At 63.2% G+C, this 10351-nt stretch carries 11 protein-coding genes; 3 read left to right on the top strand and 8 right to left on the bottom strand.

Going from position 1 to position 10351, the window contains the following annotated elements; all coding sequences use genetic code 11:
• Positions 1 to 27 precede the first annotated feature (27 nt).
• From ACSJLU_RS07035 to ACSJLU_RS07000, 8 genes are all read right to left on the bottom strand, one after another.
• A complete protein-coding gene (locus tag ACSJLU_RS07035; RefSeq protein ID WP_261439045.1) occupies positions 28 to 801 on the bottom strand; it encodes an ABC transporter permease in 774 nt (257 codons plus the stop codon).
• Complete coding sequence (locus tag ACSJLU_RS07030; RefSeq protein WP_049208912.1) at positions 798 to 1733, bottom strand: ABC transporter ATP-binding protein; 936 nt, start codon at positions 1731 to 1733, stop codon at positions 798 to 800. The genes ACSJLU_RS07035 and ACSJLU_RS07030 overlap by 4 nt, the downstream gene beginning before the upstream one ends.
• Positions 1730 to 2890 carry an ABC transporter permease gene (locus ACSJLU_RS07025; RefSeq protein ID WP_046686654.1) on the bottom strand — a complete coding sequence of 387 codons (1161 nt, stop codon included), beginning with the start codon at positions 2888 to 2890 and terminating at the stop codon, positions 1730 to 1732. Before ACSJLU_RS07025 ends, ACSJLU_RS07030 begins: the two co-directional genes overlap by 4 nt.
• 61 nt (positions 2891 to 2951) lie before the next feature.
• Positions 2952 to 3881 carry a glycine betaine ABC transporter substrate-binding protein OsmF gene (gene osmF / locus ACSJLU_RS07020; RefSeq protein ID WP_261464444.1) on the bottom strand — a complete coding sequence of 310 codons (930 nt, stop codon included), beginning with the start codon at positions 3879 to 3881 and terminating at the stop codon, positions 2952 to 2954.
• 40 nt (positions 3882 to 3921) lie between these two features.
• Positions 3922 to 4953 carry a fatty acid desaturase gene (locus ACSJLU_RS07015; protein WP_261464445.1) on the bottom strand — a complete coding sequence of 344 codons (1032 nt, stop codon included), beginning with the start codon at positions 4951 to 4953 and terminating at the stop codon, positions 3922 to 3924.
• Positions 4954 to 5042: 89 nt separating this feature from the next.
• A complete protein-coding gene (locus ACSJLU_RS07010; protein ID WP_033642352.1) occupies positions 5043 to 5519 on the bottom strand; it encodes an OsmC family protein in 477 nt (158 codons plus the stop codon).
• Between the two features lie 140 nt (positions 5520 to 5659).
• On the bottom strand, positions 5660 to 6034 hold the full coding sequence (locus tag ACSJLU_RS07005) for a cell envelope integrity protein TolA (protein WP_089195654.1): 375 nt from the start codon (positions 6032 to 6034) through the stop codon (positions 5660 to 5662).
• A gap of 41 nt (positions 6035 to 6075) precedes the next feature.
• Positions 6076 to 6987: a LysR substrate-binding domain-containing protein gene (locus ACSJLU_RS07000; RefSeq protein ID WP_025302038.1), complete on the bottom strand. Its 912-nt coding sequence runs from the start codon at positions 6985 to 6987 to the stop codon at positions 6076 to 6078.
• Between the two features lie 140 nt (positions 6988 to 7127).
• Here ACSJLU_RS07000 and ACSJLU_RS06995 point away from each other — a divergent pair, with 140 nt between their 5' ends.
• The 3 genes from ACSJLU_RS06995 to ACSJLU_RS06985 are packed head-to-tail and all read left to right on the top strand — an operon-like array spanning position 7128 to position 10259.
• On the top strand, positions 7128 to 7772 hold the full coding sequence (locus ACSJLU_RS06995) for a hydrolase (RefSeq protein ID WP_004939390.1): 645 nt from the start codon (positions 7128 to 7130) through the stop codon (positions 7770 to 7772).
• Between the two features lie 48 nt (positions 7773 to 7820).
• Positions 7821 to 8366, top strand: a complete 546-nt coding sequence (locus tag ACSJLU_RS06990; protein ID WP_025302037.1) for an antibiotic biosynthesis monooxygenase — start codon at positions 7821 to 7823, stop codon at positions 8364 to 8366.
• Between the two features lie 21 nt (positions 8367 to 8387).
• Complete coding sequence (locus ACSJLU_RS06985; protein ID WP_334671101.1) at positions 8388 to 10259, top strand: amidohydrolase; 1872 nt, start codon at positions 8388 to 8390, stop codon at positions 10257 to 10259.
• The last annotated feature ends 92 nt before the right edge of the window (positions 10260 to 10351 follow it).

Genomic DNA, 10351 nt, shown 5'->3' with positions numbered 1-10351 from the left:
GGTAGAGACACCTGCATCATTTCCCCCTTACCCCGCCGGAGTGGTCGCCAGCGTCTGCTGGCGCCAGGCGGTGAGATAACGCACCCAACGTTCGAACAGCATATCGGTGATAATAGCCAACAACGCCACGACCGCCGCGCCCTGGATCACATAGGCGGTGTTAAACCCGCTCAGGCCGATGATGATCGGCGAACCGAGCGTTTTGGTACCGACGGTGGAAGCGATGGCCGCCGTGCCGATGTTAATGATCACCGACGTGCGGATCCCGGCGACAATCACCGGCGCCGCCAGCGGCAGTTCAACCCGCCACAGAATTTGCCAGGTGCTCATCCCCACGCCGCGGGCGATCTCGCGCGTGGCGGGCGGTACCGATTCGATGCCCGCCAGCGTGCCCTGCAGGATCGGCAGCAGGCCGTACAGCACCAACGCAATGATCGCCGGCTGCTCGCTGAAGCCCATCACCGGCACCGCTACCGCCAGCACCGCCACCGGCGGGAAGGTCTGCCCCACCGCCACTACCGTTTCCACCAGCGAACGAAACTCCCGGCCGCTGCGTCGGGTCACAGCGACGCCCGCCGCCACGCCGATTACCACCGCGATCAGGCTGGAGATCGCCACCAGCGACAGGTGCGCCCCCACCAGCGCGATAAAGCTGTCCTGCTGATAAATGGGCCGCTCCAAATCAGGGAACCAGGCGGCGAACAGGCCGCGCAGATGATCCATGCCGAACACCAGCGCCAACAGCAGCGCCAGCGTCCAGGGCAGCGGATCGCGCAGCAGGCGCCCGATGCGCCCGCTCATGACAGCGCCTGCCCGGCGATCAGATCGTTGAAATGCAACACCCCCAACGCTTCGCCCCGTTCATCCACCACCGGCAGGCAGTCGCTGCCGCGCGCCACGAACACCGACAGCGCCTCGCGTAGGCTCATGGCGGCGGCGATCGGCTCGCCCCCAGCGACGCCGGGCCGCACCCGCTCCGCCACCGTACCCAGCGACAGCAGCTTGATGCCGCGATCGCTGCGCCCGAAGAAATCGCGCACGAAATCGTTGGCCGGGGCGGTCAACAGCGTCAGCGGCGTGCCCTGTTGCACCACCCGCCCCTGATCGAGCAGCACCAGGCGATCCGCCAGGCTCAACGCCTCGTCGATGTCGTGCGTCACCAGCACAATGGTGCGGCCCGAGATCTGATGAATACGGGCGATCTCCGCCTGCAGCGCCGCGCGGGTGACCGGATCCAACGCGCCGAACGGTTCGTCCATCAACAACACCTCGGGATCGGCGGCGAGCGCGCGCGCCACTCCGACCCGCTGCTGCTGCCCGCCGGAAAGCTGGTGCGGGTAGCGACGGCGAAACAGATCCGGCTCCAGATGCAACAACTCCAGCAACTCGGTAACCCGATCGCGGATGCGCGCACGCGGCCATTTCAGCAGTTGCGGCACGGTGGCGATGTTCTCCTCCACCGTCCAGTGCGGGAACAGGCCGATCGACTGGATCGCATAGCCCATGCGTCGCCGCAGATCCTGCGGTTTGAACGACTGGATCTCTTCGCCGGCAAAGAGGATCTTGCCCCGATCGTGTTCGATCAGGCGATTGATCATTTTTAACGTCGTGGACTTGCCAGAACCCGAGGTGCCAATCAACACGGTGAATTCGCCCTCGGCGATGTGCAGCGTGAGATCGTCGACCGCCGGCTTGCCCTGAAAAATTTTGCTGACTTGCTCAAAGTGAATCATCGGCGCGATACGTCCAGGATTGAAACCCAAAATTTAAACAGCGAATCGACGATGACCGCCATCATGACCACCGGGATCACCCCCAGCAGAACCAGATCCAGCGCGCTGCTGAGCAGCCCCTGGAACACGATGGCGCCAAAACCGCCGGCGCCGATCAACGCCGCCACCACCGCCATGCCGACGGTTTGCACCGCCAGGATGCGCACGCCGGTCAGGAACAGCGGCAGCGCCAACGGCAGCTGCACGCGCAGGAAGATCTGTCCGCGCGTCAGCCCCATGCCGGTGGCGGATTCGATCACCCCGGCCGGCACGCTTTGCAGCCCCGCCACTACGCTGCGCACCAGCGGCAACAGCGCGTACAGCACCAGCGCCACGATCGCCGGCGCCATGCCGATGCCGCTGACGCCGTGCTCCGCCAGCCAGGGCACCGCCGTCGCCAGCCCCGCCAGCGGCGCGATCAGCAGGCCGAACAGCGCGATGGAAGGCACGGTCTGGATAATGTTCAGCGCGGAAAAAATCGGCCTCTGCCAGCGCTCGGAGCGAAAACACAGCACCCCGAGCGGCACGCCGATCGCCAGCGCCGGGGCCATCGTCGCCAGCAGAATGGTCAGGTGCTGCAACAGCGCGGCGTCAAACACCTCCTGACGATTGTGGTACTCCTTCAGCAGCGACAGCTGATCGAGCTGATGCCCGAACAGCAGCAGCGCCGGCGGCACCAGCACCAGCGCGTTGCCCAGCATGCGCCACAGGTGCGACGCGGTGAGGCGCGCCATGGCGTCGGCCGCGATCAGCAGGCTCAGCGCCATCGTCAGCCAGCAGCCGCTGCCCCAAGAGGTGCGCGCCAGGCGCGACCCCTCCTGCGCCAGGCGTTCGGCGGCCTGCCCACTGATCCAGAAGGCCAGCGTCAACACCCCGCAGGCGGCCAGCGCCGCCAGCAGCGCCCGCCCCCGCGTCGGCGGCAACAGGCTGAGGATCGCCAATGCCGCCAGCGGCAACAGCAGCCACAGCGCCGGGCCGTGCAGCAGGGAGAACAAGGAGAGGCTTTTGCCCGACAACAGGCGATTGGGGGCATAACTGAGGAACGGCAGGCCGAACGCGGCCAGCAGCAACAGCATGAACAGCGTCAACAAGACGCGATGTTTTACGGCGATAGTCAAAGAAACGCTCCGGCTCCCTCGGTTAACCCCCTCTCCCGACGGCAGAGGGGGCACCTCGGCATTATCCCTTAACAAACCCTTTCTCTTTCAGGTAAGCGGCCGCCACCTGTTTGGCGTCCTGGCCTTCCACGGCGATCTGCGCGTTGAGCTTTTGCAGCGTCGGCCCGTCCAGTGAGGCGAACACCGGCTTCAGCAGCTCAGGCAGATTGGCGTGCGCTTTCAGCGCCGCTTCGCGCACGATCGGCGCCGGCGCGTATATCGGCTGTACCCCTTTCGGGTCCGCCAAGGTCTGCAACCCCAGCGCCGCTACCGGGCCATCGGTGCCGTAGGCCATCGCCGCGTTGACGCCGGAGGTCTGCTCCGCCGCCGCCTTGATGGTCACCGCCGTATCACCGCCGGCCAGGGACAGCAGCTGATCCTGATTCAGTTTGAAACCGTAGGCGCTCTGGAACGCCGGCAGCGCATCCGGCCGTTCGATAAATTCCGCCGAGGCCGCCAGCTTGAACTTGCCGCCACCGTTGATCCACTTGCCGAGATCCGACAGCGTTTTCAGATGATTGGCCTCCGCCACGTCCTGGCGAATAGCGATGGTCCAGGTGTTGTTGGCCGGCGCCGCGTCCAGCCAGACGATTTTGTTTTTGTCGTAGTCGAGCTGTTTCACTTTCTCGAAGCCGGCCTGGGCGTTCTTCCACGCCGGATCTTTCTCATCGGAGAAGAAAAACGCGCCGTTGCCGGTGTACTCCGGGTAGATGTCGATCTCACCGGAGGTGATGGCGCCGCGCAGCACCTTGGTGGTGCCGAGCTGCAGCTTGTTGGTGGTCTTGATGCCGTTGGCTTCCAGCACCTGCACGATGATGTTGCCGAGCAGCGAACCTTCGGTATCGATCTTGGAGCCGACGCGCACCGAGTCGGCCGCCTGCGCCAGGCCGCCGGTGGCCAGCAGAGCCAGCACGACGGCAAAGGAACGTCCGCGTGATAAGGTGATTGCCATACTTTTCCTCTGGTTATACGTTTTCCGGCTCATGGGCCAGTTAGGTTGGAAAATCCTGAGAAACGCGCTTCCAGCGCGCAATAAATTTTTCCGTCGGCAGGGCATCGCCTTCCCCCTGCGGTTCATCGGCGCGCAACGGATGCACGCCAACGTCGATCGGCGTCAGGGCGTAATCGCGCAGCCACTCGCCGTAGCCTTGCGTGACAAATCCCTGACTGCGCCGCTGATACGCCTCGCGCTCCGCCAGATAGACGTCGCGCAAACCATACCAGGGCAGGCCGGGCAGATCGTGATGCACTAAATGGTAGTTCAAATTGAGAAACAACAGCCGCCACGGCCAGCCCGCCTCATTAATAATAGAACGTGCCTGCGGTGCGTCCACGGCGCGGTGCTCAAAAAACGATCTCACCTTGGTCAGCGCCAACGCCGGATAGCTGATGGCCAACAGGTAAAACGCCGTGCCGATACCCTGCATCTGCAACCAGTGCAGCAGTACCGCCAACAGCGACAGGTGCGCTAACCACCTCGCCCAGGCGCGCCACTCCCCTCCGGCGAGCGCTTTCACCGCCCCGGCCAGGGTCGCGGCAATATCCAGCGCCGGGCCGAGGAGCACCCGGCCGATCAGCGTATTGCGCACCGCGGCCAACAGCGGCAACAGGCGGGGATAACGCCGCCACTGCGCGGCGCTGAAGTAATAGCTTTCGGGATCTTCGTGCGGATCGGTCAGGTGGTCGTTGCGGTGGTGGCGCAGATGCGAATCGCGATACAGCCCATAGGGATACCACACCGCCAGCGGCAACAGGCCGAACAGCTGATTGACGCGCGGCCAGCGCGTCGGGTGGCCGTGGATCAGCTCGTGTTGCAACGACAGGTACCAGGTGGTCAGGAGGATCAGCAGCGGTGCGCCAAGCCACGGGCCCAGCGCCTGCCAAGAATACGCCACGCCGAACCAGCCGCCGTACACCGCCGCCATGATCCCCCAGGTGGGCAGCTCCAGCCGCCAATGCCGGCGCCGATAAAGCTGCCTGATTCGTTCGCGCTGTTCGGGGTGCAAATAGTGGGCGTGGGACATGCTGCGGCTCGCGGTAAGAGATTTTCTCTCAGTATCCGTGAGCCGTTGCGGCGTTCAAAATAACGAAAATGGCAAAGCTAAGTGAAAATTCAGCGGGTTGCGTACGCGGCCTGCGGCTCACACGCCACCGGGAAATTCACCGAGTTGGCGATAAAGCACAGGTGATGCGCCTTCTCGTGAAGCTGTTGCGCCAGCTGCAGATCGTCGCCATCGCGCACCGTGACCTGCGGCCGCAGCGTCACCGAGGTGAAAAAGCCGCCGCGCGCGGCGTCTTCGCGCATCACGCCCACGGCATCGTCCTGATAGGCCAGCACCGAAATCCCCGAGGTGGCGCACAGATGCAGGTACCATAATTTGTGGCAAGCGCTGAGCGATGCCACCAGCAAATCCTCCGGATTCCAGCGCGTCGCGTCACCGCGGAAGGCCGGATCGGCTGAGCCGGCGATATCTGCCTTGCCCACGGCGCCGATCAGGTGATCGCGTCCATAAGCGCGATAATCTTCCGTGCCTGCGCCCAGATTCCCCTGCCAGGTCACCGAGACCTGATAATGATGCTCGCCTTTCATGTCTTTTGCTCCCGTTGGCCGGCCAATGAAAAATTGTCTGGGTGCATGCCCGGAGAACACTATTGGCGGAAAAGCGTGAATACGCAAACGGCGAAACGAGAAAAAACGGGCCGCGCAGGCGGCCCGTCGGTCACATCCCTTCAGGGAACGAAATCGAGCACCACGGCGTTGAACAGCGCGTACTCGGTGGCGTTGGCCATCGGCGGAAACTGCGCGTGCTGCACCGCCGCGCTGGCCGCCGCACACAGGGGCGCATCGCCCCTCACGATCTTGCTGCTCACCAGCTTGCCGTCCGGCCGCAGCCGTATGCTGATGGTGCAGCGTTGGCCGCGCGCGTGTTCCGGCAAACGCAGCTCGCGGCTCACCGCGTTATGCACCCGCACCGGATAGCTGAGCGGCATCGCAGTCTGCGCCTCGGCCTGCGGCCCCGGCAACGGGGTGCCGGCCTGATGGCCGGCCCCCGCGCCGCAGCCGCTCAACAACAACAGCGCCAACAGGCTTAGTGTCTTTTTCATTCCCGATGTCCTTATTGGGGATTAATCTTTATCGAGCGCCCTTACTGCGCCGCTGGGTAAGCCTCACCGTCATCCGCGTAACGCTGCAGGCGCTCGCGCCACCACTTGGCCGCCAGGCCGCTGGCGCTTTCACGCCAGCCGAAATAGGCAGCGTCGCTGCAGCGCTCAGATTCAACGCGTTTCGCTACCAGTTCGCCGCTGTTCAGGTAAGGTTCCGCCAGAGAACGCGGCAGATAGCCACAGCCCAGCCCGGCCAACTGCGCCTGCAGTTTGGCGTCAAAGCCGAAGACCGTCAGCGTATCCTGTTCTTCCAGCAGGTTCAGGCTCTGCGGCGCGTTGACGCGCGAGGTATCGCGCACCACCACCGCCCGGTGCTGACGGATCTCATCCTTCGGCAACGGTTCCGGCAGCGCCGCCAGCGGATGCTGCGGCGCGACGGCGAACACGTAATCCAGCTGCCCCAGGCGGCTGAACGCATAGCCCACCCGCGACGGCGGCTCGCAAATGGCGCCGATGATAATGTCGGCGCAACCGTAAACCAGCGACTCCCAGGAACCGGCCAGCACCTCGTGGCTGAAACGCAGCCGGGTATGGTGATGCTGCCGATAGAACTCGTCGATCAGCGGCAACAGGCGGGCAAACGGGAAGGAGGCGTCGATCCCGAGCGTGATCTCGCTTTCCCAGCCGTTCTCCACGTAGCGCGCCTGCTGTTCCAGATCCTGCGCCGCGCGCAGCAACACCCGCCCTTTTTCCAGCATCAGCTTGCCGGTATCGGTGAACTTCGCCCGATGGCCGGAGCGGTCCAGCAGGGTGATGTCGAGATCGTTCTCGAGCTTTTGCACCATATAGCTCAGTGCCGAAGGGGTTTTAAACAGTGCGGCGGCCGCGGCGGCGAAAGATCCGTGCCGGTCCAGCGCGTCCAAAATCAGCAGCGCTTCCAGGTTTAATCTCATGCTTTCTCCCGTGTATAAAAAAACTCAACAAGTCGGCAAAAATTCTGCGGTATCTTTGAAATCGCCCTCTGCCTACCATGGGTTTTATCGGCGTTACACTCATCAGATGTTCAACCGAAATATCACTGGGAAGGTAAATTATGTCCAAGTTTCAACTGCTTGATAAAGACAATTCCGCACTGATTTTTATCGATCATCAACCACAAATGGCCTTCGGCGTGGCTAATATTGATCGTCAGCAACTGAAAAACAACGTTGTTGGTTTGGCGAAGGCAGGCAAGATTTTCAACGTCCCCACCCTTTTCACCTCGGTCGAAACCGAAAGCTTCAGCGGCTATATCTGGCCGGAACTGCTGGCGGTACACCCTGAAATCACCCCGATTGAACGTACCTCGATGAACTCCTGGGAAGACGCGGCCTTCGTCAAAGCCGTGGAAGCCACTGGCCGCAAAAAGCTGGTGATCTCCGCGCTGTGGACCGAAGTCTGCCTGACCTTCCCAGCGCTGATGGCGCTGGAAGCCGGCTATGAAGTGTATGTGGTGACCGACACCTCCGGCGGCACCTCCGTCGATGCGCACGAACGCTCGATCGATCGCATGGTGCAGGCCGGCGCCGTACCGGTGACCTGGCAACAGGTGCTGCTGGAGTACCAACGCGACTGGGCACGCAAAGACACCTACGACGCGGTGATGGCGCTGGTGCGCGAACACAGCGGCGCGTACGGCATGGGCGTCGACTACGCTTACACTATGGTGCACCACGCACCGGCCCGCACGGTGAAATAATTCCCCTTGCCCCGGCCCCGCGCCGGGGTATTTTCAGGAGTCGGTTTTATGGCCCATCCGCAGCATGTCACGCTGGTGATCACCCACCGTTTGGCGCCGGGGAACGAGCAGGCCTATGAGGCCTGGCTGAACCGCATCATGCCGAACGCCGCGGGCTTCACCGGCCATCTGGGCGTCAACGTCATCCGCCCATCCGACAGCGAACAGGCCTATACGGTGCTGGTCCGCTTCGACAATGTCGACAATCTCTACCGCTGGCTCAACTCGCCGCTGCGCAAGCAATACATCGAAGAAGTCACTCCGTTGTTGCTGGAGAACGACCATATCGAGATCCGCCCCGGCGCGGAGTTCTGGTTTACCCCACCCAACCCCAACGTGCGCCAGCCGCCCCAGTGGAAGCAGTTCATCATCACCCTGCTGGTGATCTTCCCTTCCACCAATCTGGTGCCCTGGTTTTGGGGGCTGGCGCTGCCGCAGCTGGACGGCACGCTGCTCGGCCATTTTCTCAATGACGCCACCGTGGTCGCCCTGGTGGTGTACCTGTGGATGCCCATCGTGACTCGCGTCTTTCATCAATGGCTGATCCGCCGCTAGGCGGTTCGCCGGGAGAATGTTATGAACCACCACGCTTCATTGATCATCACCAACGGCAAATTTCACACCGTCGATCGCCAAAATCCTACCGCACAGGCGGTCGCCATCCGCGACGGCAAGTTTATGGCGGTCGGCAGCGAAGCCGAAGTCATGCAACACGCCGGGCCGGAAACCCAGGTGATCGATCTGCACGGCCACACCGCCATTCCGGGCCTGAACGACTCGCACCTGCACCTGATCCGCGGCGGCCTGAACTACAACCTGGAGCTGCGCTGGGAAGGCGTGCCTTCGCTGGCCGACGCGCTGCGCATGTTGAAAGAGCAGGCGCTGCGCACGCCGAGCCCGCAATGGGTGCGGGTGGTCGGCGGCTGGACCGAGTTCCAGTTTGCCGAACGCCGCATGCCGACGCTGGACGAAATCAACCAGGCGGCGCCGGACACGCCGGTATTTATTCTGCATCTCTACGATCGCGCGCTGCTCAACCGCGCGGCGCTGAAAGTGGTCGGCTACACCAAAGACACGCCGAACCCGCCGGGCGGGGAGATCCAGCGCGACGCCAACGGCAACCCGACCGGCATGCTGATCGCCAAACCCAACGCCATGATCCTGTACGCCACGCTGGCGAAAGGGCCGAAGCTGCCGCTGGAACAGCAGGTCAACTCCACCCGCCAGTTCATGCGTGAGCTGAACCGCCTCGGCCTCACCAGCGCCATCGACGCCGGCGGCGGTTTCCAGAACTACCCGGAGGATTATCAGGTGATCGCCGAGCTGCACGAGAAAAAGCAGCTGACCATCCGTATCGCCTATAACCTGTTCACCCAGCGGCCGAAGCAGGAACTGGAAGACTTCGAGCTGTGGACTGATATGCTCAAGCCAGGCCAGGGCACCGATTTCTATCGCCACAACGGCGCCGGCGAGATGCTGGTGTTTTCCGCCGCCGACTTCGAAGACTTCCTGCAGCCGCGCCCGGATCTGCCGCCGGGCACCGAAGACGAGCTGGAGCGGGTGGTGCGCCATTTGGTCGAGCACCGCTGGCCGTTCCGCCTGCACGCCACCTATGACGAGTCCATCAGCCGCATGCTGGACGTGTTCGAGAAGGTGAACCGCGACATTCCGTTCAACGGGCTGCACTGGCTATTCGACCACGCCGAAACCATTACCGAACGCAATATCGAACGGGTCAAGGCGCTGGGCGGCGGCATTGCGGTGCAGCATCGCATGGCGTTCCAGGGCGAATATTTCGCCGATCGCTACGGCATCGAAGCCACCAAACATACGCCGCCGGTAGCGAAAATGCTGGCGGCTGAGCTGCCGGTCGGGCTGGGCACCGACGCCACCCGCGTCGCCAGCTACAACCCGTGGACGGCGCTGTACTGGCTGGTCTCCGGCCGCACCGTCGGCGGCATGGCGATGTACGACGACAGCGCCCGTCTGGATCGCGAAACGGCGCTGATGCTGTGGACGCAAGGGAGCGCCTGGTTCTCCACCGAACAGGGCAAGAAAGGCCAGATCAAGGTCGGTCAGTTGGCGGATATGGCGGTGCTGTCGCAGGACTATTTCAGCGTGCCGGAAGAGCAGATCAAAGGCATCGAGTCGGTGATGACGGTGGTGGATGGCAAAGTGGTCTACGCCGCTGGCAGCTTCTCGCCGCTGGCGCCACCGCCGCTACCGGTGCTGCCGGAGTGGTCACCGGTCACCCAAGTGCCGGGCCATTACCGCTCCGCGCCGCCGTCGGCGGCAGCCCGCGTCGGGGTCGTGAGCCAGGCGCACCAGTGCTGCGGCCCGTGCGGCGTACACGCGCATCAGCATGACATTGCGCGCCGCTCCAGCATCCCGGTGTCGGACGAGAATGCCTTCTGGGGCGCGTTCGGCTGTTCGTGCTTCTCGTTCTAAGTTGCCAGCCCAGCAACTTATTACGTAACTAGCTTAATAAGATACTAAGTTAGTAAAGTAGCAAATTAATGGCGCTGTCCGCGGAGAGCGCC

Source organism: Serratia bockelmannii (genome assembly GCF_051803255.1).
GTDB lineage: Bacteria > Pseudomonadota > Gammaproteobacteria > Enterobacterales > Enterobacteriaceae > Serratia > Serratia bockelmannii.
Note: the sequence above shows the minus strand (reverse complement) of the source record. Positions and strands in the feature narration are given on the sequence as shown.

What these genes read in the sequence shown, in the direction of transcription:
- osmF (WP_261464444.1), bottom strand. Translation starts at nt 3,881, where the DNA reads ATGGCAATCACCTTATCACGCGGACGTTCCTTTGCCGTCGTGCTGGCT.
- ACSJLU_RS07035 (WP_261439045.1), bottom strand. Translation starts at nt 801, where the DNA reads ATGAGCGGGCGCATCGGGCGCCTGCTGCGCGATCCGCTGCCCTGGACG.
- ACSJLU_RS06990 (WP_025302037.1), top strand. Translation starts at nt 7,821, where the DNA reads ATGGCCCATCCGCAGCATGTCACGCTGGTGATCACCCACCGTTTGGCG.
- ACSJLU_RS07015 (WP_261464445.1), bottom strand. Translation starts at nt 4,953, where the DNA reads ATGTCCCACGCCCACTATTTGCACCCCGAACAGCGCGAACGAATCAGG.
- ACSJLU_RS07000 (WP_025302038.1), bottom strand. Translation starts at nt 6,987, where the DNA reads ATGAGATTAAACCTGGAAGCGCTGCTGATTTTGGACGCGCTGGACCGG.
- ACSJLU_RS06985 (WP_334671101.1), top strand. Translation starts at nt 8,388, where the DNA reads ATGAACCACCACGCTTCATTGATCATCACCAACGGCAAATTTCACACC.
- ACSJLU_RS07010 (WP_033642352.1), bottom strand. Translation starts at nt 5,519, where the DNA reads ATGAAAGGCGAGCATCATTATCAGGTCTCGGTGACCTGGCAGGGGAAT.
- ACSJLU_RS07030 (WP_049208912.1), bottom strand. Translation starts at nt 1,733, where the DNA reads ATGATTCACTTTGAGCAAGTCAGCAAAATTTTTCAGGGCAAGCCGGCG.
- ACSJLU_RS06995 (WP_004939390.1), top strand. Translation starts at nt 7,128, where the DNA reads ATGTCCAAGTTTCAACTGCTTGATAAAGACAATTCCGCACTGATTTTT.
- ACSJLU_RS07005 (WP_089195654.1), bottom strand. Translation starts at nt 6,034, where the DNA reads ATGAAAAAGACACTAAGCCTGTTGGCGCTGTTGTTGTTGAGCGGCTGC.